At 71.5% G+C, this 21,721-nt stretch carries 19 protein-coding genes; 4 read left to right on the top strand and 15 right to left on the bottom strand.

Going from position 1 to position 21,721, the window contains the following annotated elements:
* Nucleotides 1-2 precede the first annotated feature (2 nt).
* The 6 genes from PYS65_RS22200 to PYS65_RS22175 form a co-directional block, all read right to left on the bottom strand.
* Nucleotides 3-767, bottom strand: coding sequence for an anti-sigma factor family protein (locus PYS65_RS22200; RefSeq protein WP_279335688.1), 765 nt, complete (start codon nt 765-767; stop codon nt 3-5).
* A gap of 74 nt (nt 768-841) precedes the next feature.
* Nucleotides 842-1,447, bottom strand: coding sequence for a sigma-70 family RNA polymerase sigma factor (locus PYS65_RS22195; protein ID WP_279335687.1), 606 nt, complete (start codon nt 1,445-1,447; stop codon nt 842-844).
* Between the two features lie 362 nt (nt 1,448-1,809).
* Nucleotides 1,810-2,406 carry a CGNR zinc finger domain-containing protein gene (locus tag PYS65_RS22190; protein ID WP_279335686.1) on the bottom strand — a complete coding sequence of 199 codons (597 nt, stop codon included), beginning with the start codon at nt 2,404-2,406 and terminating at the stop codon, nt 1,810-1,812.
* A 128-nt stretch (nt 2,407-2,534) separates the two neighbouring features.
* Complete coding sequence (locus tag PYS65_RS22185) at nt 2,535-3,704, bottom strand: uroporphyrinogen-III synthase (protein WP_279335685.1); 1,170 nt, start codon at nt 3,702-3,704, stop codon at nt 2,535-2,537.
* 126 nt (nt 3,705-3,830) lie between these two features.
* The gene (locus tag PYS65_RS22180) at nt 3,831-5,186 is read right to left on the bottom strand and encodes a nitrate/nitrite transporter (RefSeq protein WP_279335684.1); all 1,356 of its coding nucleotides are present in this window, start codon (nt 5,184-5,186) and stop codon (nt 3,831-3,833) included.
* Nucleotides 5,187-5,353: 167 nt separating this feature from the next.
* On the bottom strand, nt 5,354-5,812 hold the full coding sequence (locus PYS65_RS22175) for an ATP-binding protein (RefSeq protein WP_279335683.1): 459 nt from the start codon (nt 5,810-5,812) through the stop codon (nt 5,354-5,356).
* A 218-nt stretch (nt 5,813-6,030) separates the two neighbouring features.
* Here PYS65_RS22175 and PYS65_RS22170 point away from each other — a divergent pair, with 218 nt between their 5' ends.
* Together PYS65_RS22170 and PYS65_RS22165 are read left to right on the top strand one after the other, a co-directional pair.
* Nucleotides 6,031-6,882, top strand: a complete 852-nt coding sequence (locus PYS65_RS22170; protein ID WP_279335682.1) for a helix-turn-helix domain-containing protein — start codon at nt 6,031-6,033, stop codon at nt 6,880-6,882.
* 11 nt (nt 6,883-6,893) lie between these two features.
* Nucleotides 6,894-7,067, top strand: a complete 174-nt coding sequence (locus PYS65_RS22165; protein WP_279335681.1) for a DUF397 domain-containing protein — start codon at nt 6,894-6,896, stop codon at nt 7,065-7,067.
* Nucleotides 7,068-7,073: 6 nt separating this feature from the next.
* On the opposite strand, the gene PYS65_RS22160 is transcribed toward PYS65_RS22165, so the two are convergent.
* The 9 genes from PYS65_RS22160 to PYS65_RS22120 all read right to left on the bottom strand — a co-directional run bounded on the left by PYS65_RS22160 (nt 7,074) and on the right by PYS65_RS22120 (nt 19,105).
* Nucleotides 7,074-7,271, bottom strand: a complete 198-nt coding sequence (locus PYS65_RS22160; protein ID WP_279335680.1) for a hypothetical protein — start codon at nt 7,269-7,271, stop codon at nt 7,074-7,076.
* Between the two features lie 279 nt (nt 7,272-7,550).
* On the bottom strand, nt 7,551-8,732 hold the full coding sequence (locus PYS65_RS22155; RefSeq protein ID WP_279335679.1) for an amidase domain-containing protein: 1,182 nt from the start codon (nt 8,730-8,732) through the stop codon (nt 7,551-7,553).
* Between the two features lie 111 nt (nt 8,733-8,843).
* Nucleotides 8,844-10,130, bottom strand: coding sequence for a polysaccharide deacetylase family protein (locus PYS65_RS22150; protein WP_279335678.1), 1,287 nt, complete (start codon nt 10,128-10,130; stop codon nt 8,844-8,846).
* A gap of 52 nt (nt 10,131-10,182) precedes the next feature.
* The gene (locus PYS65_RS22145) at nt 10,183-12,456 is read right to left on the bottom strand and encodes a transglycosylase domain-containing protein (protein ID WP_279335677.1); all 2,274 of its coding nucleotides are present in this window, start codon (nt 12,454-12,456) and stop codon (nt 10,183-10,185) included.
* Nucleotides 12,457-12,784: 328 nt separating this feature from the next.
* A complete protein-coding gene (locus PYS65_RS22140) occupies nt 12,785-13,192 on the bottom strand; it encodes a PPOX class F420-dependent oxidoreductase (RefSeq protein ID WP_279335676.1) in 408 nt (135 codons plus the stop codon).
* 142 nt (nt 13,193-13,334) lie between these two features.
* Nucleotides 13,335-14,561: an acyltransferase family protein gene (locus PYS65_RS22135; RefSeq protein ID WP_279335675.1), complete on the bottom strand. Its 1,227-nt coding sequence runs from the start codon at nt 14,559-14,561 to the stop codon at nt 13,335-13,337.
* Nucleotides 14,558-16,771: a bifunctional polysaccharide deacetylase/glycosyltransferase family 2 protein gene (locus PYS65_RS22130; RefSeq protein WP_279335674.1), complete on the bottom strand. Its 2,214-nt coding sequence runs from the start codon at nt 16,769-16,771 to the stop codon at nt 14,558-14,560. Before PYS65_RS22130 ends, PYS65_RS22135 begins: the two co-directional genes overlap by 4 nt.
* Nucleotides 16,771-17,787 carry a hypothetical protein gene (locus tag PYS65_RS22125; RefSeq protein ID WP_279335673.1) on the bottom strand — a complete coding sequence of 339 codons (1,017 nt, stop codon included), beginning with the start codon at nt 17,785-17,787 and terminating at the stop codon, nt 16,771-16,773. Before PYS65_RS22125 ends, PYS65_RS22130 begins: the two co-directional genes overlap by 1 nt.
* A 349-nt stretch (nt 17,788-18,136) precedes the next feature.
* Nucleotides 18,137-19,105 (bottom strand): LysR family transcriptional regulator, encoded by a 969-nt coding sequence (locus PYS65_RS22120; protein WP_279335672.1) that lies wholly within the window; start codon nt 19,103-19,105, stop codon nt 18,137-18,139.
* An 83-nt stretch (nt 19,106-19,188) separates the two neighbouring features.
* Between PYS65_RS22120 and PYS65_RS22115 the strand changes: the two genes are divergently transcribed.
* A complete protein-coding gene (locus PYS65_RS22115) occupies nt 19,189-20,562 on the top strand; it encodes an MFS transporter (RefSeq protein WP_279335671.1) in 1,374 nt (457 codons plus the stop codon).
* Nucleotides 20,563-20,697: 135 nt separating this feature from the next.
* A complete protein-coding gene (locus PYS65_RS22110; RefSeq protein WP_279335670.1) occupies nt 20,698-21,720 on the top strand; it encodes a LacI family DNA-binding transcriptional regulator in 1,023 nt (340 codons plus the stop codon).
* The last annotated feature ends 1 nt before the right edge of the window (nt 21,721 follow it).

Raw genomic sequence — 21,721 nt, 5'->3', positions numbered from 1 at the left:
GGCTATGCGTCGACCTCGACCAGCTTCTCGCCGTCGAAGTTGACGACCTCGAACTTGTCGATGTCGTTGAGATCCAGCGACGCGCCGCCCTGGACGTAGAGCGGCTGCTTGGCCTTGTCCGTCTTGGCGTCCGGCAGGCCGTAGCCCCACTCCGGGACGGACCAGGTGGTGACGGTCTCCCGCTCGCCGTTCTTGCCGATGGCGATCAGCACGCACTTCTCGGGGCCCTTGACGTTCGTCAGCTGCGTGACGACGCCGGTGCCCCAGTCCTTCTTCTGCAGCGCCAGGGTCACGGACACCTTGGTGCCCGGGTCGGTGGCCGTGATCTTGTCGGGGATCTGCTCGAAGAGATCCTCCGCGGGGTTCGCGGAGAGGGTCTGGTTGGTGCCGCCGGTCCCGCCGCCCCCGCCGTCGTTGCCGCTGTTCGCCGCGACGGCCACGAAGGGGCCGCTGACGATCAGGGCGCCGGCGGCGGCCACCATGTAGAAGTTGCGGCGGCGCTTCTTGGCGCGGCGCTCGGCGACCTCGTCGACCAGCTTCTCCACCACGCGCGGCGCCGGCTTGGCCGACAGCGACTCGCCGAGCGATGGTGTACCGGTGCCGGGCAGGTCCGCGAGGGCGGCCAGCATCGGCTCCATACCGGCGAGTTCGTCGAGCTGCTGGGCGCACCACTCGCAGCTCGCGAGGTGCGCCTCGAACGTGGTCGCCTCGGCATCGTCGAGGATCCCGAGAGCGTAGGCGCCGACGGTCTCATGCTCGTTCGGCACCGGTGATCCCTGCATGACACCAGACATACCCGAACCACCCGCGCCGAATCCCTGGTTTCCCCCGTACCCGTTCATCACGCCGTCACCCCCCGCTCCTCCAGTGCCAGCTTCATCGAACGCAGGGCGTAGAAGACCCTGGAGCGGACCGTGCCGCTGGGTATGCCCAGCGTCTCGGCCGCCTCATTGACCGTACGTCCCTTGAAGTACGTTTCGACGAGCACCTCCCGGTGAGCCGGGGTCAGGTCGTCGAGTGCGTCCGACAGCGTCATCAGCCACAGCGCCTTGTCGATCTCGTCCTCCGCGGGGATGACCTCCAGCGGCGACGGATCGACCTCCTGCGGCCGGGCCTGCCGGCTGCGGTGGCCGTCGATGACGATGCGCCGGGCGACCGTCACCAGCCAGGGGCGTACCGAACCGGTGGCTCGATTGAGCTGACCGGCGTTCTTCCAGGCACGGATGAGCGTCTCCTGCACGACGTCCTCGGCGCGTTGCCGGTCTCCGGCGACCAGGCGCAGGACATAGGCGAGCAAGGGTCCCGCGTGCTCTCGATACAGCGCACGCATCAACTCCTCGTCAGGTTCGTTCGACGATGAGGACGGAGACGATGAGGACGGAGACATGCGATGTCGGGCCCTCGCTCCACGTTCATTGGCCACGGCCGCATCCTTGCGCACGCCCACCTCCGGTGTCCGGGGGATCCCCCAGTCGTTCGCTCCACAACCGGTACGGACGGGGTGGGTTGGATGTTCAACCTGAGGCGAGAGTTTTCCGCGGAGCGGGGGGAAGACCGGGACATGGGCACACATTCCCCCCGCCTCTTCTTCACATTCCCGCCACAGCGGCCGGACCGGCCGGGCTGCCCACGCGACGCGGAGACCAAACGAGGTGTAAGCGAAGTCACTTCGCGAGGCGGAGAACGAAAGCCGCATACGGGACGGTGGAGTTGGAGGGGAGGAGTGAAGAGGAGTGAAGAGGAATGAGGAAGAGCGGGGAGGAGCGAAAGGGCCGGGGCGCGTGTGGGCCGGCCGGGGGTGAGGACGGGTCAGGCGCGGGGGAGGGCGGCGGTCCGGCGGCGGTGGCGGGCCACCCGTTCGCGGTTTCCGCAGATCTCGCTGGAGCACCAGCGCCTGCGGCGGCCGCGCGAGGTGTCCAGGTACACGATCGGGCAGTTGTCGCCCTCGCACTGCCGCAGGCTCGCGCGCGCGAGCGGGTCGGTGAGCAGGTCCACGGCGTCCCGGGCGATCACCGCGAGCAGGGCCGCGCTGCCGGGCGGCCCGTCCAGCCGCCGTACCAGCGTCCCGTCGTCCCCCGGCACCGCCCGCGGCGCCGGGGGCGCGGCACGGGCGAGCTCGTTGACGCGGGCGAGCGCGCGGGCGTACGCGGGGGTGCCGGGCGCCGGCCGGCCGCGCACCAGGCGGGCGAGGTGCCCGCGCAGTTCGCGGAAGGCGGCCGGCCAGGAGCCGTCGGCGTGGGCCAGCGGGGTGCCCGCCGGGACGAGTCCGGAGCCGGTGATCCAGGCGCACACCACCTCGACGGAGCCGAGCCGTTCCTCGGGATGCGTGGTGGCGAGGAGATCCAGACAGATCCGCCCGGTGTCGAACCTCAGCTCGTGGGGCGCCGTGACCGTACCCAGTGCCATGTGCCTGTCACCGCCTAGGGTTCGCCCCGGCCCTGTGGGGGCCGGTGCGCAGCGAGTGGGGAGTCCGTCCCGGAAACCCGCTCCCTCCTACAGTGCCTGCCCGCCTCCCCGGCCGGAACCCCCCGGCCTCAGTCGTCGGCGTGCTCCGGCTCCGCGCGCTCCGGCTCCGGGTGCGGGTCCAGGGCGAGGCGGTAGCCGCGTTTGACGACCGTCCGGATCAGTTCCGGCGTGCCGAGGGCGGTGCGCAGGCGGGCCATCGCGGTCTCCACCGCGTGTTCGTCGCGGCCGGCGCCCGGCAGCGCGCGCAGCAGGTCCGCGCGGGCGACGACCCGGCCGGGCCGGCGGGCCAGCGCCCGCAGCAGCGACATCCCCGCGGGCGGTACGGGGCGCAGCTCGCCGTCCACCACGACGGCGTGCCCGCGGATCTCCAGCCGGTGCCCGGCGACCGGCAACGAGCGGGCCCGGCCGGGCAGTTTCCGGCAGAGCAGCTGGACGAGCGGGCCGAGCCGGAAGCGTTCCGGCTGGACGGTGCCGATGCCCCGGTCCTGCAGCGGCAGCGCGGTGACCGGGCCGACGCAGGCGGGCAGGACGTCGTGGCCCAGGGCGGCGAGGACGTCGTCGAGCATCCCGCGCTGTTCGGCCCGGGACAGCAGGGACGCGACGGCGGGCGCGCTGGTGAAGGTGACCGCGTCCAGGGTCCGGGCGACGGTCGCTTCCAGCAGCCGGTCGACGGGAGCGATGTCCTCCGGCGGCATCCACCGGTACACCGGCACCCCCACCACCTCCGCTCCCTGGGCCCGCAGCGACTCCACGAACCCGGGCAGCGGTTCACCGTGCAGCTGGAGGGCGATCCGCAGTCCGTCGACGCCCTCCGCCAGGAGCCGGTCGAGCACCTCGGCCATCGACTCCGACGGCGGCGACCACTCCTCCGTCAGCCCGGCCGCCCGGATCGCGCCCTTCACCTTCGGTCCGCGCGCCAGGATCCGCGCCCCGCGCAGCTTCGCCAGCAGCTCCTCGCCCAGTCCCCAGCCGTCGGCGGCCTCGACCCAGCCGCGGAAGCCGATCGCCGTCGTGGCGACGGCGATGTCCGGGGCCCGCTCGATGATCCCCTTGGTCGCGGCCAGCAGTTCGCTGTCGTCGGCGAGCGGCACGATCCGCAGGGCCGGGGCGTGCAGCACGGCGGCGCCCCGCCGCTGGAGCAGCGCGCCCAGCTCGTCGGCCCGGCGCGCGGCGGTCACCCCGACGGTGAAGCCCGCGAGGGGTCCGTGTTCCGGTGACTGCTCTTGTTCGTCGTCCATGATTCCCGGATTCTCGTCCCTCACTCGAGTCGGTGTGCTGCGTGGGGCACGGCTCGGCCTCATGCCGACCGACTCTGCCCATGCTCCATGACGGGCTCGGTTCGGCTTCGTGTCCCCCGTGTTACGTCACACCCGGGCGTGGCTGACCTGTGGTGCCTTCTCCGCCACGCCCGTCGTGCCGGCCGGCCGCGCCGGGCGGCGAAGGTATACGGCCCAGGTGACCGCGAGGCAGACCGCGTACCAGGCCAGGAAGGCGGCGAACGCGCCGGTGCCGGAGCCGTGGGAGAGGAAGGACTGGCGAAAGGCGAGGTTGATGCCGACCCCGCCGAGCGCGCCCACCGCGCCGATCAGCCCCATGGCGGCCCCGGACAGCCGCCGTCCGTACGCCGCCGCCTCCTCACCGCTCAGCCCCCGGGCCCGCGCCTTGGCCTGGAAGATGCCCGGGATCATCTTGTACGTCGAGCCGTTGCCCAGGCCGGTGAGCACGAACAGCACCACGAAGGCGGCGGTGAACAGCGCCGGGGACTTCTGCGTGGAGGCGACGATCAGCACCCCGGTCGCCGCGCCCATGCCGACGAAGTTCCCCAGCGTGATCCGCGCGCCGCCGTACCGGTCGGCGAGCCGTCCGCCCACCGGGCGGACCAGGGAGCCGAGCAGCGGGCCGAGGAAGGTGACGTACGCGGCCTGGAGCGGCGTACGGCCGAACTCGTTCTGCAGCACCATCCCGAAGGCGAAGCTGTAGCCGATGAACGAGCCGAAGGTGCCGACGTAGAGGAAGGACATGATCCAGGTGTGCGGCTCCCGGACGGCGTCCCCGGCGGCCCCGGTGTCGTTCCTCACGGAGGCCAGGTTGTCCATGTACCGCCCGGCGAGCACGGCGGCGACGACGATCAGCGGGATGTAGAGGCCGAGCAGCACCCGGGGCCCGCCGCCCGCCCCGATGACCGCGAGGGCGGCGAGCTGGATCACCGGTACGCCGATGTTCCCGCCGCCGGCGTTCAGGCCGAGCGCCCAGCCCTTCCTCCGCAGCGGGAAGAAGGCGTTGATGTTGGTCATGGAGGAGGCGAAGTTGCCGCCGCCGATGCCCGCCAGCAGGCCGACCAGCAGGAACGTGGAGAAGGACGTCCCCGGTTCCATCACGGCGAACGCGGCGACCGTGGGGATGAGCAGCAGGGCGGCGGAGACGACCGTCCAGTTCCGCCCGCCGAACACCGCGACGGCGAAGGTGTACGGCACCCGGACCACGGCGCCGACCAGCGTCACCAGGGACGTCAGCAGGAACTTGTCGGCCGGGGTCAGCCCGTACTCCGGGCCCATGAAGAGCACCAGCACCGACCACATCGTCCACACCGAGAACCCGATGTGCTCGGACAGCACGGAGAAGAGGAGGTTCCGCCGGGCGACCCGCTCCCCGGTCCGGTTCCAGAAGTCCTCGTCCTCGGGGTCCCAGTGCTGGATCCAGCGACCGCCAGGGGCTGTCATGACGCCTCCACTGCTCTCCGGGGCGCGGCGGACGGATGCCGCGAGGGACTGCTCCCGAGGGTAGGCGGACAGTGTTTCCGCCCTGTGGCAGCGGATGACCACCGGGGAACGTCGCTCTCACTCCCGGCGGGTACGGGGTGAGAGCCGCCGGACGCACCGGTCGGGCGTCACCCCGCGCCCCGCCGCCCGCCCACCTCGAACCACAGCAACTTCCCCGCACTCCGCCCCAGCACTCCGTCCCCGAGCGCCCACCCGCCCCAACTGTCCGCGTACTCGGTCACGATGCGCAGCCCTCGCCCGGACTCGGCACCGGCCGGGACGAGCGCGCCCCGGTCCCCGGGAGGCCCGTCGAACGGCGCCGGGATGTGCGGGTGGCTGTCCCACACCCCGACCCGCAGCCGGCCGTCGCTCAGGCAGGTGAGCCGCAACGACGCGGGGCCCCCGGTGTGCCGGTAGGCGTTGGTGACCAGCTCGGACGTCAACAGCTCCACCGCCTCGAGGGCGTCCTGCCTCCCGTGCCCACCGAGCACGGCCCGCACCGTCATGCGTGCGACACGTACGGCGCGAGGGTCATGGGGCAAGCGAAGGGCGTACGCCCAGGGGTGGGGCGGGGCTACGGTGACCATGAACGGCTCCATGGGAGAAGGCGACTTGAGCTCGCTCAACGGCGACGCCGGCGGTGGCAGTGCCGCGGTTGCGGTGCGCTTCCGGAGCGGGCGGTCGAGCGTTACGTGACCACCGTAGAGCGGCTGGTTAGATGGATCCTACGAAAACAAATGGATCCATCCACGTTTCACTCGTGTGAGGGAGAGAGGTGCCGCATCGCGGCCAGAAAGGAAACGCTGTGCCGCCCACCAACAATCCGACGCTGCGGCAACGGAGGCTGGGCGCTGAACTGCGCAAGCTCCGTGAGCGAGCCGGCCTCACCGCCACCGGCGCCGGCGAGTTGCTCGGCGTCAACCAGGCGCGCGTCAGCATGATCGAAACGGGCCGCACACCTGTCAGCGCCGACCGGATCCATTCCATGGCACGCACATACGCCTGCTCCGACATCGCGCTCGTCGACGCCCTGGCCGCGATGACCGGGCGGCGATCACGGGGCTGGTGGGAGGAGTACCGCGAGAACCTGCCCGTAGGCCTCATCGACCTCGCCGAACTGGAGCACCATGCGGCAGCCCTGCGCGTGGCACTGGTGGTTCACATCCCCGCCCTCCTGCAGACCACCGACCATGCCCGCGCCCTCTTCCGCGAGGCGGTGCCGCCCCTGCGGCAGCACGAGATCGAGCACCGCGTGTCCCATCGCATCAAGCGCCAAGCCATTCTTCACCGCGAGGATCCGCCGCCTTACACGGCAGTGATCCACGAGTCCGCTCTTCACATGGGGTACGGCGGCTCCGCAACCGTCCGCGCCCAGCTCCAACACCTGCTGGACATGAGCGAGCTCGACCACGTCACCGTTCGGATCATCCCGTTCGGCAAGGGGTCCTTCCCTGGGACGGGACAGTCGATCGACTACCTGCTGGGGTCTGTCCCACAGCTCGACACTGTGCAGCTGGACACCCACCACGGGTGCGAATTCCTCGACGCGGAAGCCCAATTGGACAAGTACCGTTCAGTGCTGGACCGCATGGAGTCGAACGCCCTCGAACCTGCCGAGTCCCGCGACCTGATCCGCCGTATCGCCCAAAACAGCTGAGAGAGCCCCACATGACCGATGTTCCATGGCGTAAATCCACATATAGCCCCGACGCCTCCAACTGCGTCGAGATAGCCACCGCCCCGGCCGCCGTCCTCGTCCGTGACTCGAAGGACACTGCCGGCCCGCGCCTCGCCCTCTCCCCCGCCTCCTGGACCGCCTTCCTCACGCACGTCGCGAAGTGACCGTGTTCACCTGCCGCCGGTGATCCGTACGGCGGCTCCGCCGACCATGAGCGCCAGCCCCAGCATCAGGACGGGAAGGCCGGGCCCCGGAAGGACGTACATGAGGGCTCCGGCCACGGTGGCCACGGCTCCGGCGGACATCAGCACGACGCCGAGGGAGGAATTATTCACGAGCATCTCCTGACCGGTGCGGCGGTCCGCCACACCAAAAGCGTGAGCACTTCGGCCACTACTGTCCTGATATCGCTCATCTGAGCGCTTGAGTGACACATGCCCGCCGACTGCTCACGGTTTTCGGCACGGCACCCGTTTCCGGCCCCGCGGCGTCGGGATCGCGGAGATGCCTCTCACCAGCCGGCGGGACACCATCCGGCCCGGGGCCGCCGGAACCCCTGTCCGGCGGCCCCCGGCCGTTTCGGACGGCCACGCCCCGCCCGCGCACGGGTGAGGCGTGGCCGCCGCATCACGGCCGGAGCCGGGCGGTCAGGTGCGGTAGGCGTAGTACGACGCGTTCGGGTACGACGCGATGATGCTCGTCACCGACCTGCTGTAGGTGTTGGTGGAGTGGTACGTCAGATACGGCACGCCCTGGCTGCGGGACGTGACGATCATGGTGTGGTCCTTCGAACCGTTGTTGTCGAAGTCGATCTGGAGCACGTCGCCGACGTCCATCTGGTGGACGTTGGCGAGGCTGGTCGTCCGCTTCGAGTTCTGGGCGAACCAGGACCACTCGTTGACGCCGACGAACGAGTGCGACTGGATCTCGGCGTTGCCGAACCACCGGGTGTAGTCGTACACGTAGCCGGGGACGTGCTTCCAGCCGCCCTCCTTCAGGGCCTGGCTGACGAAGTTGGTGCAGTCGCCGCCCGCGCCCGCCCCGTTGAAGTTCGGGTAGTCCGGGTTGTAGTCGGACCAGTGGCGCTTGGCGTAGTCGGCCATCGCCTTGTAGTCCAGCCCGCTGGCCGTGAGGTTCTTCGGGTTCGCCGGGCCGGGGTACGCGATCGCGGCCTTGGGCGCCGCAGGCGTGGTGGTGGCCGACTTCACGGTCACGGGCTCGGCGGCCGGCGGCGCGGTCGTCTCGTTCACGGCGAGGTTGTCCTCGTCGGCCGGGCTGATCCCGGTCAGCTGCCAGTCGCCCCGCCGGTCCGCGGTGAACGTCAGCTCGTGACGGGTCTGGAACCCCGTGGTGCCCGGCGCACCGCCGCGGGCCTTCGCGTAGGTGAGGGTCGTGGTCTCGGTGGCCACGGCCTTCGCCTTGCGGCCCTTCACGTTGGTGGCGCCCAGCGTGACGGTCGTGCTGCCCTTGCTGTACTTCTCGCCCAGCTTCGCGAGTGCGTTCCGACGCCGGTCCAGCTTCGACAGTGCGGCGTCCTCACTGCGGGCCGTGCCGGAGGACAGCCGGACGTCTCCGGAGAAGCCGTTGGTCCGCGGCTTGTCCCGGTCGGTCTGGCCGCCGGCGACCAGGGCCTCCGTGCGGTCGGTGAAGACCGCGTCCGCGAGGCGCTGGAAGGTGGCCTTGGTCTTGGCGTCCACCGTCGGGTCGTCGGTGACCGCGGCGCCCGCGCTCCAGACGGGCAGCATCGCCGCTCCGGCGACGACGGAGACGGTGGCCGCCCCGAATATGGTGGCGCGGCGCCGCGTGCGGCTTATTCTTCTCGACTTCATGGATGTTTCCCCTCTTGCCCCGGCTGGGGGATGCCGGGAGGCGCATCCTCGCATGAGATGTGCGGCATCTGTGAAGAGGGGTAGGCCAGTTGACCCTGGGGTGACGGGCCGTCATTTCACTACTGTCGACCAGTCCGGTGACTGGGCCGGATCGAGGGTGCGCAGCCGCTCCAGCGTCGCGGGTTCCTGTACGTCCATCCAGTCGGCCAGTTCCTTGAAGGACACGCACTGGACGTCCTTCTTGACGCACACGTTCCTGATGACCCGTTCCACGGCCCGCATGTAGATGCCGCCGTTCCACTCCTCGAAGTGGTTGCCGATGAACAGGGGTGCCCGGCTGCCGTGGTAGACGCGGTTGAAGCCGGCCATGTAGGTGTCGACGGTCTCCTCTTCCCACTGGGGGTACATGGCCGGATCACCGTCGGTCTTGCCGTCGGACTGGTTGTAGAGGAAGTTGAAGTCCATGGACAGGCCCTGGTACTTGCCGCCCTCGTACGGGAGCATCTGCAGCGGGAAGTCCCAGACGCCGTCCTTCTTGGTCGGCCATATCTGGAAGTCCCCCGCGGAGCTGGAGTCGTAGCGGTAGCCGTAGTCCTTGATGGCCTTCAGCAGGTTCGCCTGGCCCTCCAGGCAGGGGGCGCGCCCGCCGGTGACCTCCTTGTCGACGTCGAAGGGCAGCGGGGGCATGTCCGTGTAGCCGGTGTTGGTCTTCCACTTCTTCACGAAGGAGTTGAACTGGTCGATCTCGCTCTTCCACTCCGCGACGCTCCAGTCGCCGCCGCCCTTCTCCCCGCAGAAGTGCCCGTTGAAGTGGGTGCCGATCTCGTGCCCGTTCTTCCAGGCCCTGCCCAACTGCTCCAGCGTGGTGCGGATGTGCTCGTCGGTGGGGTAGCTGATCGCCGCGGCTCCCCTGTCGTGCTGGGGCGGATCGTACAGCTCCGTCCTGGTCTTAGGCACCAGGTAGATCCCGGTGAGGAAGAACGTCATACGGGCGTCGTTCTCGTCGGCCACGTCCAGGAAGTGCGAGAAGAGCCCGTCCTCGCCCTGCAGTGCGCCGTCCCAGGAGAAGACGACGAACTGGGGAGGCTTCTGGCCCGGCTTGAGCGGCTTCGGCTTCAACCGGTCCTTCTGCGGGCCGGTGTAGGAGGTGGAGCCGTCTCCCAGGACCTTGGTCTTCCCGTCCCATTCCGGCTCCTCGGCGGCGCCCCCCGCGGCCTTCTTGCCGTCCCCCGAGGAAGCGGTCGGCGCGGTGTCGTCCGTGCCGTTCAGCACCAGGTAGCCCGCCGTCAGCGACGCGGCGGTGAGAAGCGCCGCCGACGCCAGGACCCCGGGGCGGAGGAGGGCGGCGGTGCGACGCGGCGCTTTGGCCTTGCGGCGGCGCCCCGGCGATGGCTTCATGTACGGCTCGTTCTCCAGAGTCGGTGGGGGGACTGCGGCGCCCGGCCGGTGGTCATCCGGAAAGGCCCAGAGCGCCGGACCAGATGCCGTAGGGGACGCTGTCGTCGGCGGTGCCGGCGAGACCCTCCAGCGGCAGTGGTTCGAGGCTCTCCGTGAGGTCGATGCGGTAGACGACGATCGCCGTGGAGACGGACTCGTGCGTGCCGACGTACCAGGCGGCGGTGTCCTTCTCCGTCGTCCCGGGCTTCCCGGCCACCTTCGCGGTGGCGGGCGCGCCGTCGGGGTGGGCGGTGCGGAAGGACTCCGTGAGCGCGGAGCTGACCTCCTCGGCCACCTCGGCGCGGACCGCCCGGCGCGGCTCGGGCAGGTCCAGGGGGATCTTGGCACCGTTGCGGGTGACGCGGTGCACCGAGTACGGCTCGGTGTGCTCGCCGGCCGCGGCGAACGTCGAGTAGCCGCCGGCCATGCGGATGGCGCTGGGGGTGGAGCTGCCCATCGACAGCGCGGGCACCCGGGCTCCGATGCTGGAGGGCAGCAGTCCCGAGGCCACGGCGGTGGCGCGCACCTTGTCCAGGCCGGTGTCCATGCCGAGCTGCATGAACGGCGTGTTCACCGAGAGGGCCATCGCCCGGCGCAGGGAGATCTGCCCGTAGGACTTCTCCCCGTCGTTGCCGGCGGCGACCTTGCGGCCGCTGCGGTCCCAGTACGGTCCCTCCGGCGTGGTCACCGGCACGTCGTGGTCGCCGTTGTAGAGGGACTCGCCGGTGACGGGGGTCCGCTCTCCGTCACGGGTGGTGCGGACTCCGTGCTGCAGTCCCGCCGCGTACACGAACGGGGTGAAGGCCGTACCGGCCGGGACGGTCGTGGCGTTGGACTCGTTGTAGCCCTGCTTGCGGTGGTCGGGGCCGCCGTAGACGGCGAGGATCCGGCCGTCGGCGGCCACCGAGGCCGCCCCGTAGTGCACGGCCTTCGCGGTCTTCGGGTCGTCCTTCAGTGCCTTCTTGCGGGCCTTGGTGACGACGTCGGTGAGCCGGTTCTCCCGCTTCTTGTCGAAGGTCGTGTAAATCTGGTAGCCGCCGAGGTCGAACTGCTTCTCGGTGATCTTCCCGGCCTTCTTGGCGTACTGGGAGGCGAGTTCGACCAGGTAGTCGCTCTGTTCACCGGTGGAGTACAGCGGGTTGCTCTTCAGCGGCTCGGGGAACTTCTTGTACGTGGCCCGCTCGGCCGGTGAGAGCTTGCCGATGTCGACCATCCGGTCGAGGGTCCAGGTCCAGCGCTCCACGGCCCGGTCGCGGTTGGCGCTGCTCAGGGTCGGGTCGTACAGGCCGGCGCCCTTGAGCAGGGAGGCCAGGAACGCGGCCTCGCCGGCGTCGAGTTCGCTGACGTCCTTGCCGTAGTAGGCCTGGGCGGCGCGCTGGATGCCGTAGGTGCCGCGGCCGAACCAGCTGGTGTTGAGGTAGCTCTCGAGGATCTCCTCCTTGCTCATCCGGTTGTCGAGCTTGAGGGCGATCATCGCCTCGGTGAACTTGCGGCGGACCGTCTGGTCCTGGTTCAGATAGGCGTTCTTGACGTACTGCTGGGTGATGGTCGAACCGCCCTGGGTGTCGCCCTGGCCGAACGTGCGGAGCACGGCGCGGGTGAGGCCCATCGGGGAGATGCCGGGGTCGTTGTAGAAGTTCTCGTTCTCGGCGGCGAGGACCGCCCAGCGGACGTCCTCGGGGATGTCCCGCAGCGGCATCTCCTGGCGCTGCACCCAGCCGGTACGGGCCATGGGCGTCCCGTCGGCCCAGAAGTACACGTTGTCCTGCTGGGTGGCGTGCGAGTTGAGGTCGTCCGGGATGTCGGTGGCCGCGTAGGCCACGACGAGGAAGAAGCCGCTGAGACCGATGCCGGCGAACGTGCCGCCGAGCCACTGCCGCCAGGAGGGCAGCCATCGGCGCCAGTCGGTGCGTCCGGGCCGGGGGTACTCCGGCTTCATCCGGCGGGCGTGGGGCGCGAGGCGGGCGGCCGACGCGGCGAGGACGCCCAGCAGGGGTGCCAGGCGGGGGTCGGCGGCGAGGCGGGAACGGAGGGAGGGGCGGGGGGCCTTGCGGGGGTTCCGGTTTCTGGAACGGGGCGATCGGCCGGCTTTTCCACCGCCACGTATTCGCTCCGCGGAGGCGGCCTCCGCCGAGGCGGATTCGTCAGCCGGCTCGGCTGCCCCGGGTATCCCGGACGTCCCGGACTGCTCGGGCTTCTCGCCCTTCGGGCCGGCGGTGCGCTGCACGGGCATGCGCAACTGCACGGTCTCTTCTGCCGTGAACGAACCGAGTGCTTTCAACTGCATGGTGACGTCGGGTTCTTCCCCTCGCCCCTCCGGCGTCACATGTCCCTCCTCGCACTCAGCACCAGTCCCGCAAGCAAGACGTACGAGCCTACGACTTGGTTGCGGTCCACACGACTGCGGACCGACTGCCGCCTCACAGTTCAAGGCACTGAAAAGTATCAGCGTCCTGCACAGTACCTCCACACGTGAAAGCGCGCATGGCAAGGCGTAGTTGGTGATGAAGAGCACTCCGGAGCACGGGGTGGGGTGACGCCCGCTCAGGAGAATCCGGCGGCAGTCCGTCCGGTTCGTCGAATCGCTTCACCGGCGCCCCGGCCGGTGCTTCGTCCTAGAGCGGGCCGACGACCTTGCGCGGGGTGACCCGGACGACGACGCGTGGGGCGTCGGCGGCGGAGGCCGGGTTGAAGTCCGCGTACCCCTTGCCCGTGTACTTGCGCGAGAGTTCCTCGATCAGCTCCGGGCCGCCGTCCGTGCCGAGCGTGGCCGTTCCGCGCACCTCGGCGTAGGTGTACGGCGCGGTGGGCGGGTTGATCATCACGGTGATCCGCGGGTCGCGGCGCAGGTTCTGCTCCTTCCTGCGGCCCACGGTCGTAGAGATCAGCAGGTCGTCGCCGTCGCGCTTGATCCAGGTCACCGTCAGCTGCGGGCTGCCGTCGGGCTGGAGGGTGGCCACCGTCGCGAAGACGGGGGTGTCGTCGATGAGCTTCTTGAGGTCCTCGGAGAGTTCAGCAGACACGGTGGCGGGCCCTTCCACGTGGACGTCCCGTACCCGCGGCACGGGACTCGACAACGGCTGGCACCGCCTCACGTTAGCCCCACGGCACGGCGTCCCGGGCTCAGGACACGGCGGCCGGGGGCCGAGTGGACGGCCCCCGGCGTCAGCCTCCGTGCGCCGCCGCACCGGCCCTGCTCCGCCGGCCGGTGGAGCGCTTCGCTCCGTTGGGCCACAGGCGGGGCCTCCGTTTCGCCGCGAGGTCCTCGACCCAGCCGACCGCGAGGACCGTCAGGCCGATGAGCGGCCAGACCAGGGCGAACATCCACAGCGTGTACGTGCTGCCGATGGCCTCCACCCCGCGCTCGCTCTGCAGGAACGGGAGCCGGTACAGCAGGTCGACGAGCGGGACCGTCGCCATGATCAGCAGGTTGTGCCACAGGTAGATGGTGACCGCGCGGTTGTTGGAGAGGGTCACCAGCTTGTCCCACTGCGCCAGGCGCCCCGGGAGTTCCCGCCACGACGGGGAGTACTGGAGCAGGATCACCACGAAACCGAACGACCAGGCGGCCTGGGCCAGCGGGATGTCGTTGAGGTCCCAGCCGTCGGGGCCCAGGTGGCCCGACGCCCACCACAGGCCGAAGGCCATCACCAGGGACGCGCAGGAGACCGAGACGTAGCGCGGGATCTGCTTCAGCATGCCCTCGTGGTGGGCGAAGCCCAGCACCCAGCAGCCGCCGTAGACCGCGAAGTCGGTGATCGCGCGGCCCGTTTCGCCGGGGATGGTCACCAGGCCGGTGCCGACGACCGCCGTCAGGCCCAGCGGGGCGAGCAGCGTCGGCCAGGGGGCCCGGCGGAACGCCCACAGCAGCAGCGGTGACGCGAGGACGAACCACAGGTAGGCGCGCAGGTACCAGAGCGGGCCCGCGGCCTGCACCGCCCAGGTGACGTCCAGCAGGCCCGACGGTGAGCCGAGCTCCCAGGGGTAGGGGGGAGCACCGATCGGGACGAGGTAGTTGACCAGTCCGACCAGGCCCCAGGTGCCGTCGTCCTTCGCGGGGTTCCAGCCGTTCACGAACATCATCGTCAGCACGACCGCGGCGAACGCCCACAGCGGCGGCAGGAGACGGCGGATCCGGCTGCGGATCACGCCGGCCGCCGGGCGCTTCAGGGAACGCGCCATCAGCGAACCCGCGAGCGCGAACATCACGCCCATCGACGGGAACAGCACCGTCAGCCAGGCCCAGCCGAACAGGTGGTAGACCACGACGCGGACCAGGGCGATGGAGCGCAGCAGGTCGAGGTACCGGTCGCGGCCCGGTGTCGCGGCGCCGGCGGCCTGGGCCGCGGCGGGCTCCGGTACGGGTGCGGGCTCGGTCGTGTGCTGGGTCATGCCACGGGCCTCCGGTCGTCGCTCTGCGCACGCGGGCCGGGTACGGAGCCGCCGGGCGCCTCGACGACGCCGGTGCGCCGCAGCTTCTGCCAGCGCAGGCGGCCGCCGGTGAGCGCGGTGATCCAGGACTGGAGCAGCACGACGTACATGAGCTGGCGGTAGAGGAGCTGCTGCAGCGGCAGCGAGATCAGATGGGTCATGCGTTCGCGGTCGAGGCGGAAGGCGAAGGCCGCGCAGACCGCCTGGACGGCCAGGACGCCCAGCCACGCCATGATCGTCTTCTGGGTCGGGCCGAAGACGATGCCGTAGAGCAGGAAGACGTCGATCAGGGGGGCCAGCAGCGGGGCCACGATCATGAACAGGGAGACGAAGGGCAGGCCCACCCGGCCGAAGCGGCCGGAGGGACCCTTCTCGATCACGGCGCGGCGGTGCTTCCAGATGGCCTGCATCGTGCCGTACGACCAGCGGTAGCGCTGGGACCACAGCTGCTGGACGGTCTCCGGGGCCTCGGTCCAGGCGCGGGCGTTCTCGGAGTAGACCACGCGCCAGCCGGCCCGGTGCAGCGCCATGGTGACGTCGGTGTCCTCGGCGAGCGTGTCGTCGCTCATGCCGCCGAGCGGTACAAGTGCCGAGCGGCGGAAGGCGCCGACGGCCCCCGGGATGGTCGGCATGCAGCCCAGGATGTCGTACATGCGGCGGTCCAGGTTGAAGCCCATCACGTACTCGATGTGCTGCCAGGCGCCGATGAGGCTGTCCTTGTTGCCGACCTTCGCGTTGCCCGCCACGGCTCCCACCTTCGGGTCGCCGAAGGGCTGGACGAGTTCACGGACGGTGGACGGCTCGAAGACCGTGTCGCCGTCCATCATCACGACGATGTCGTGGCGGGCGTTGGCCAGGCCCCGGTTGAGCGCCGCCGGTTTGCCCGCGTTGAGCTGGCGGATCACCCGGACGTTGGGCAGGCCCATGGCCTCGACGATGCGGGCGGTGCCGTCGCTGGAGCCGTCGTCGATGACCAGGACCTCGATCGGGTGGTCGCTGTCCATCAGGGAACGGACGGTGTTCTCGATGCACTTGGCCTCGTTGTAGGCCGGGACCAGCACCGTCACCGGTTCGGTGACCGCCGGGCCCCAGCTGAAGCCCCGGCGGCGGACCCGGCGGGCGTGGGCGCCGGAGAGGAGGAGCATCAGCACGAAGCGGGCGATGACCAGGGAGCCGACGATCGCCAGGCCCGCCGCCAGGCCGGTGGTGACCTTCTCCGAGGCCTGGACCAGGAAGACCCACGCCTTGCCCTTCCACAGCTCGGGGCCGGTCACCGGGCTCATCGCGCTGGGCGCGTCCAGGGCCTCGGTGAGGTTGTCGAACGCGTAGCCCTGCTCCTTCAGGTCGGGCAGGAACCTGTCCAGTGCCGCGACGGTCTGGCTGCGGTCGCCGCCGGAGTCGTGCATCAGGACGATGGCGCCCTCGCCGTTCTCGGGCGTGGCACGGCGGATGATCTCGTCGACGCCGGGCCGCTGCCAGTCCTCGCTGTCGGTGTTGTTGACGACGGTGATGTAGCCGCGGCTGCCGATGTACTCGGTGACCGGCCAGGACTTGTTGTCCATGGCGGCGGAGAAGGAGGAGTACGGCGGGCGGAAGAGCGAGGTGCGGATGCCGGCCGCGCCGGTGATCGCCATCTGGTTCTGCGACAGCTCCCAGTCGATGCGTTCCTTGGACTGGAGGGAGAGGTCGGGGTGGTTGAAGGTGTGCAGGCCGATCTCGTGGCCCTCGTCGACCATGCGCTGGACGAGGCCCGGGTAGCGGGAGGCCATGGTGCCGGTGACGAAGAAGACCCCGTGCGCGTCGTGCTTCTTCAGCACGTCCAGCACCCTCGGCGTCCAGACCGGGTCCGGGCCGTCGTCGAAGGTGAGGACCAGCCGGCGGTCGGGCACGCTCAGGGTCTCGGTGCGGCCCTCACGGGCGTCGATGACCGGGCCGCCCTCGAGGATCTTGTCCGGCACCTTGTCGGTGGGCGCGGGCGGCTGGACGCGGTGGTCGGCGAGGATCTCGCTGTGCGTGTATCCGCGCAGCATGAGCATCGCCGCCAGGGCGACGAGCACGAGCAGCGGAAGCAGCAGGCGCAGGGGCAGACGGCGGCGGCTGGGCCGGCTGCGACGCCGGGAGCCGCCTCGGTCTCCGGTCGCGGGTCCGGGGCGGCGGGGGTGGGATGCCATCAGAGAACGTGCTCCGGGGACGGTACGGCGTGATCGGTGGACGGGGCCGGCGGTGCGGCAGGGCTCTCGGCGGCCACGGCCGGCCGGTCGGCGGGCGCCTGGGCGCGGTTGTCGACGCCGACGGGTTCCTCGCCGCCGGGGTCCTCCTCGGCGGGGGGCGGGGCCGGAGCGGTGCTGGTGCCGCCCGAGGGGGCCGGCGTGGCGGTGGGCTCCGCGCCGGCCGGGGGCTCGGCCGGGGCGCTCGAGGAGGCGCCGGTGCCCGGCTTCGGGGTGGTCCCGGTCGACGGCGTCGGCGACGGGGCGGCGGGCTCGACGGCTCCGTCCCGGGCGGCGGCCCCGCCGCCCGCGGGGAGGCCGGCCTCGGGCGGGGTGACGGGATCGGGTGCGCCGGCGGTCGGCTCGGTGCCCGGGTCCGGGGCGGTGACGGTGTCGGGGGACGCGTCCGGTTCGGCGGGCCGGGGCGAGGTCTCGACCTTCTCGGCGGGCTGCCCCTGCTCCTGGTCGGGGACGGGCACCCAGGGGGCGTCGGAGTTGCCGGACAGCAGCGTGGCGACGATGACGACGGCGTACGCCGCGCAGGCCAGACCGACGGCCAGGCCGATACGGCGGTAGCGGCGGCCGCGGCGGCCCGACTCGTCGACGAAGACGGGCCCGTCGGAGGGCTCGTGCACCGCTCCGCCGCCCGACCGGTTCGGCGTGCCGAGCAGCACTCCGTCCCCGATCTGCACGGCGTCGAGCTGGATCGTCACCTCGTGCGGGTCATGGGTCCGCCCGGCGGAGTCGTCGGTGCCGTCGGTGTCGGGTGCGTCGTCCGCGTCAGCCGCGGTGCCGGCGGGTGCGTCGTCCGGTACGTCGTCGGCGGGTGCCGCGGGAGCGGGGAAGGGGACGGGGGGCAGGACGGCCGTCGCCGGGGCGTCCTCCTGCCAGGGGTCGTGCAGCATTCCCTCCGGTCCGCGCTGTACGGGCATCCCGCGCGTGCCGTCCGCGGCCGGCGTGCCGACCGTCGGGCGCGTCACGGCGCTCGTGTCGTACGGATAGGGCCAGTCGTCCCTGGCGGAGGCGTAGGGTCTGGGCTCCGGTTCGGCGGTGTGGCCGGCCGTGCTTCGGGAGAACCAGTTCCCGTGGTCACCCTTGGACGCCGACGCGGTCTCGGACCGATCCGGTTGGGCGTCTTCTCGCCACTTCTCCACGCACTTCCCCCACGAGACTGTTCCGGGGTGCGCTCACGGCCCGAGCAGTCGCCGTCGGATTCGGGCCCCCACCCGCTCCGAGCGCCCCTTTTATCACACTGTGCTCGAGCGTCGAATGTAGCGTACGCGGAGGTCCTGTGTTCCCCCGGTGCCGATTCGTGTCATTCGTGAGACATCAGAGAGAACTCATGACAGCGAGATCACTGTCCGAAACCCACCCCTCCACAGGGGGTCGCAACCAGCCCTCCTCGGCGGCGATACCGGCGGCGGCCCGGCGAAGTCCGTCCAGAGCGGGGTGAGTCCTTCCTTTTCGCCACACCAGCGACACGGGCGACAAGGGAACCGGGTCGACGAGCGGGCGCACCACCATCGCGGTCAGCGCGGGGAAGCCCACCACCGCGAGGACCGGACAGCGTGTTCTGGCCATGATCCGCTCGAACTCCTCGTCCCCGACGGCCAGGGGTTCCGGCGGTGCGAGGGCGATGTCCCGCCCCTCGAACAGCCTCAGGGCGAGGTCGGTCCACTCCGGGGTGCGCGGATTGCCCGCCCCGGCGTACACCGTCTCGCCGGCCATCGCGGCGAGCGGCACCTCCTCCAGTGCGGCCAGCCGGTGGTCCTCGGGCAGTACCACCGCCATCGGCTCGTACCGCACGGGCTGCTGGTCGAGCCCGGCCCGCAGCGCCTCGGGAAGCCCCGCGAACCGTCCGAACGACGCGTCCAGCCGTCCCGCGAGCACCTCGGCCGCGGCCCAGGTCAGGCCGCTCTCGTAGCGGGCCATCAGCTCGTGGCCGGGGGTGAGTTCGCGGGCCCGGTGCAGGACCCGGCGCGGGGTCGGCAGGCCCGGGGAGTTGAGGTCCACCAGCAGCGGCCGGGGCTGTCCGGCGGCCGCGATCAGGTCGTCCTGCGCCTGGAGGGCGCGGCGGGCGTACGGCAGCAGGTGTTCGCCGTCGGCGGTGAGCGTCACCTGGCGGGTGGTCCGTACGAACAGCTCGCTGCCCAACTCCCGCTCCAGCCGCCGCACATCACGGCTGAGCGCCTGCTGGGCGACGTACAGGCGCAGGGCGGCGCGGGTGAAGTGCAGCTCCTCGGCGACGGTGACGAAGGCGCGCAGGAGGCGGGGGTCGAGGTGGGTGGGGGCGGACACCCGGTGAACTTACAACGCCGGTGCGTGAATCGGTACCGATCAGGTGTTGGACCGGTGCCGCGGGGGCGGGCGACGGTGGGGTCATGCCTCAGCCGACCTTCCGCGGCCGCCGTGCGGCCTCCCGGGACGCCCCGTTGTTCACCGTCACGGCCGACACCCTGGTCGCCGTCGACTTCGCGCCGCGCGGGCGGCCGAAGAAGCCGAAGGACCGGGAATGCGGCCCGTACCGCCGTCTGTTCGCGCTGCCCGGCGCCCGCGCGTTCACCGTCTGGAACCTCGTCGCCCGGCTGCCGATGGGCATGTTCAGCGTGAGCGCGGTCATGATGATCGCCGGGACCCGGGGGTCGTACGCCCTGGCCGGTGCCGTCGTCGCGACCGGTCTGGCGGCGACCGCGGTGATCGCCCCGTGGACGGCACGGCTGGTCGACCGGTACGGGCAGGCCCGCGTCGCCCTGCCCGCGACGGTGTCCGCCGTGCTCGGCTCCCTCGCGCTGCTGCTCTGCGTGCGCCACGGCGCCCCCGACTGGACCCTGTTCGCCGCCTACGCCGCCACCGCCACGACGCCCAACACCGGCGGGATGTCCCGGGCCCGCTGGGCCCACCTGCTGACGGGCCGTGCCGACGCCGCCGAAGGGCTGCACACCGCGAACTCCTTCGAACAGGCCGCGGACGAGCTGTGTTTCATGCTCGGCCCGGTGCTCGCGGCCTTCCTCTGCTCGGCGCTCTTCCCGGAGGCGGGCACGCTGGTGGGCGCGGTGCTGCTGCTGACGGGCGTGACGCTGTTCGTCGCCCAGCGCTCCACCGAGCCGCCGGCCGAACGGCGCGCCACGGGCCGGGCTCCCTTCCGGGCTCCCGGGATGCGTCCGCTGCTCGTCGTCTGCCTGGCGACCGGTGCGGTGTTCGGCTCGATGGAGGTCGTCACGATCGCGTTCGCGGACGCGCAGGGGCACCGCCCGGCGGCCGGCGCGGTGCTGGCCCTCCAGGCGGCCGGCTCCTGCGCGGCGGGCCTCGCCTACGGGGCGGTGCGTCCGGCGGGGTCCGCCTGGTCCCGGCTGCCCCTGTGCCTGGCCGCGATGACCGCGCTGATGGTGCTGCCGCTGCTCGCGGCGGCCCTCACCGGCTCGCTCCCGCTGCTGGCGGGGGCGCTGCTGCTGGCCGGGATGGCCACGGCGCCGACGATGGTCACGACGATGACACTGGTCCAGCGCTGCACCCCCGAGGGCCGGCTGAACGAGGGCATGACGCTCGCGGTGACCGGCCTGCTCGGCGGGATCGCCTGCGGCAGCGCGGCCGGCGGCTGGCTCGTGGAACACGCCTCGGCGGCGGCCGGGTACGGGGTTCCGGTGGCGGCGGCCGGGACGGCCCTGCTGACGGCGCTGGCCCTGTTCGGACCGCTGGGCCCCCGCTCGCCGTTCGGGCCGTCGAACCGCTCCGTCGAATCCCGTCCGGCCCATTGACGGCCCCCGGGCCCGCACATACCTTCACCCGTCGAAGCGCTTCGACACTCTTTTCCCTCTCCCACCCCTCCATTCCCCCCTCCGTTCCCCCTCCCGTTCTCTCCCCCCGCGAACCGTGTCAGTGGAGGACCCCCGATGGTGAAGATCACGGATGTGGCCCGGCGCGCCGGGGTCTCCCCCAGCACGGTCTCCTACGCGCTCAGCGGCAAGCGGCCGATCTCCGACGAGACCCGGCGCCGCGTCCGGGCCGCCGTCCGTGAACTGGGCTACCGGGCGCCCGCCCGTGCCCGTGGCACCGCCCGGGGCGGCTCCCGGGTCCTGGCGCTGGCGGTGCCGGTGCGCTCCGGCGTCCACGTACCGGTGGTGACGCAGTTCGCGGTGTCGGTGGTCACCGCCGCCCGCGCCCACGACCACGATGTGCTGCTGCTCACCCAGGAGGAGGGCGAGGAGGGGATCGAGCGGGTCGCGGAGACGGGGGCGGCGGACGCGCTGGTCGTGATGGACGTACAACTCCAGGACCCCCGCCTGCCGTTGCTGCGCTCGCTGCCCCTGCCGTCCGTGCTGATCGGCGTCCCGGCCGAGCCGGACGGGCTGACCTGCGTCGATCTGGACTTCGGTGCGGCGGGCGAGCTGTGCGTGGAGCATCTGGCGCGGCTGGGGCACCGGACGGTGGCGCTGGTCGGCTCGCCGCCGGAGGTGTACGTCCGGCGGACGGCGTTCGCGCGCCGGCTCGTGCAGGGGTTCACGGCCGCCGCCGACCGGCACCGGCTCGCCTCCGCCGTGTACCCGTGCGAGGCGGGCCGGGAGGCGGCCCGCGCGATCGCCGAGCGGCTGCTGCGCGAGCAGCCTTCGCTGACCGGGCTGGTGGTGCACAACGAGCCGTTGCTCGACCCGCTGATCGACGCCTTCGAGCAGCTCGGCCTGCGGACCCCCGAGGACCTCTCCCTGGTCGCCGTCTGCCCGGCACCCGTGGCCGCCTCGGCCCGGGTCCCGGCCACCTCGGTCGCCGTGCCCTCCACCGAACTGGGCACCCGCGCGGTGCACCTGCTGCTACGGAAACTGTCCGGCGCCCCGGTGCCGGAGGCCACCCTGCTCCCGCCCCGCCTGACGGAACGCGCCAGCACCGCACCGCGCGCGGAGGCACGAACGGAACGGTGAC

Source organism: Streptomyces cathayae (assembly GCF_029760955.1).
GTDB lineage: Bacteria > Actinomycetota > Actinomycetes > Streptomycetales > Streptomycetaceae > Streptomyces > Streptomyces cathayae.
This window is presented reverse-complemented; position numbering and strand designations above follow the sequence as displayed.

Bases quoted from the DNA above. Each gene is read 5' to 3' on its own strand.
- PYS65_RS22190 (WP_279335686.1), bottom strand. From the start codon at position 2,406: ATGGCACTGGGTACGGTCACGGCGCCCCACGAGCTGAGGTTCGACACC.
- PYS65_RS22185 (WP_279335685.1), bottom strand. From the start codon at position 3,704: ATGGACGACGAACAAGAGCAGTCACCGGAACACGGACCCCTCGCGGGC.
- PYS65_RS22180 (WP_279335684.1), bottom strand. From the start codon at position 5,186: ATGACAGCCCCTGGCGGTCGCTGGATCCAGCACTGGGACCCCGAGGAC.
- PYS65_RS22175 (WP_279335683.1), bottom strand. From the start codon at position 5,812: ATGGTCACCGTAGCCCCGCCCCACCCCTGGGCGTACGCCCTTCGCTTG.
- PYS65_RS22165 (WP_279335681.1), top strand. From the start codon at position 6,894: ATGACCGATGTTCCATGGCGTAAATCCACATATAGCCCCGACGCCTCC.
- PYS65_RS22155 (WP_279335679.1), bottom strand. From the start codon at position 8,732: ATGAAGTCGAGAAGAATAAGCCGCACGCGGCGCCGCGCCACCATATTC.
- PYS65_RS22150 (WP_279335678.1), bottom strand. From the start codon at position 10,130: ATGAAGCCATCGCCGGGGCGCCGCCGCAAGGCCAAAGCGCCGCGTCGC.
- PYS65_RS22145 (WP_279335677.1), bottom strand. From the start codon at position 12,456: ATGCAGTTGAAAGCACTCGGTTCGTTCACGGCAGAAGAGACCGTGCAG.
- PYS65_RS22135 (WP_279335675.1), bottom strand. From the start codon at position 14,561: ATGACCCAGCACACGACCGAGCCCGCACCCGTACCGGAGCCCGCCGCG.
- PYS65_RS22130 (WP_279335674.1), bottom strand. From the start codon at position 16,771: ATGGCATCCCACCCCCGCCGCCCCGGACCCGCGACCGGAGACCGAGGC.
- PYS65_RS22115 (WP_279335671.1), top strand. From the start codon at position 19,189: ATGCCTCAGCCGACCTTCCGCGGCCGCCGTGCGGCCTCCCGGGACGCC.
- PYS65_RS22110 (WP_279335670.1), top strand. From the start codon at position 20,698: ATGGTGAAGATCACGGATGTGGCCCGGCGCGCCGGGGTCTCCCCCAGC.